General features: G+C 63.8%; 1 protein-coding gene. It reads left to right on the forward strand.

Features of this window, described 5'->3' with window-relative positions:
* Positions 1–1,562: hypothetical protein (locus Q4G20_RS13615; protein WP_303343997.1), on the forward strand; the 1,562-nt coding region annotated here is incomplete at both ends.

A 1,562-nucleotide genomic window follows, 5' to 3' on the forward strand; every position in this document is an offset into this window, starting at 1 on the left:
GGACCGCCCATGACGTCGCGGCGGGCGGGGTGCTGGTCACCCAAGGCATCCTGCCCGGCGCAGCGATGCAAGCCCGTGGCCGTCTGGTCGCGCCGCGCCGCACGGTCTGGACCGGCTGGACGGATTTTGTCGCGCCCGATATCCGCATCGAGCCGTCGGATTTTTCGGAGACACTGCAGCAAAAACTGGCGCAGGATCGGGCGATTGCGGATCAGGCCGCCGCGACGGCGGCGGACGCGCAGCAGCGGGCCATCACTCTGCGCACCGATCTGGACGCGGCGGTCAAAGGGCTGGGTGACGATGTCGACGATCTGCTGGGCAAAATCGACACCGCGCGCAGGGATGCAAGGGATTACACCGATAACGGCATCCGAGACGTGACCGTCGAATTGCAAAGCGAATTCGGCCAAATTCAGGCGCGGATTGACGAAATCACCGCCGCCGCGCTGTCCGGCAATCTGATCAGCAATGGCGATTTTGCCGACGGTCTGACCGGCTGGACCCACGGCACCGCGACCGTGACCGATGGTCAGGCGCATGTCGCCACCCGGCTGGGTCAGGAGTTCGACGTCGTATTTACGCCGGGCGAGATGCTGCAATGGCGGCTGGATTATCAGGGCGATGGGGCCAGCGTCCGGGTGCAGTTTTATGACGCGGACGGCGCGACCATCGGCACCGAACGTCTGGCCGCGCGCCTGCCCGACACCGCCGAGATGCGCACAGGCAGCGGGCAACTGACCCCACCTGAAGGGGTTGGTAAGGCCCGCTGGCGGGTGTTTTCCAACAACCCTCTGGTGATCGACAATGTCGCCGTTACGCGGATCGACCAGCAATTGCTGGCCCGCATCCAAAAGATCGAGGCCGCGAAACTGGCGGACGATCAGGCAATGACGATCTACAAACAAAATATTGTGTCCCGGTTCGAAAAAGCCGAATCCGCCATCACCGCCGAGGCGACGACGCGGTCAAACGCCAATACGGCCCTGTCCACGCGACTGAATACCGTCAGCGCCACCGTCAACACCAAGCCCAGCATTTTCCGTCAGGCGCAGGCGCCCGAGGCCGAGGGCCGGGTCACGGGCGATCTGTGGATCGACACCAACGGCAATACGATGCACCGCTGGTCTGGCAGCGCGTGGGTTGACGTCACCGACACGTCCCTGAAATCCCGCAACCGGTCATTTTGGGGTCGCGCCGTGCCGGATCGTGACGATCTGGTCACGGGCGATCTGTGGGTGCGCATCCCCGACAACCGCCTGCACCGCTGGTCCGTGGATCGCTGGGTCGAGGTGCAGGATAAAGACCTGACAGACACAACCGCGAAGGTCACCACGCAGGAAACCGCGATTGCGGACCTGAAAAAGGGGGCCAAGGCTGGCTTTCTGGTGCGCGCGCAGGCGGGCAATCAGGTGTCGCTGCTGGATATGATCGCCGCCGATGGCAGCGGCAAAACGCCCAGCAGCTACGCCAAGTTGCGGGCGACGGAGCTGCTCCTCGAAGGCAACACCATCATGGACAAGGCCTTGATCGGCAGCGGGCGCAATGAAATTCAGAACGCCGAT

Origin of the sequence: Paracoccus sp. (in: a-proteobacteria) (assembly GCF_030538495.1) — a bacterium.
Classification (GTDB): domain Bacteria; phylum Pseudomonadota; class Alphaproteobacteria; order Rhodobacterales; family Rhodobacteraceae; genus Paracoccus.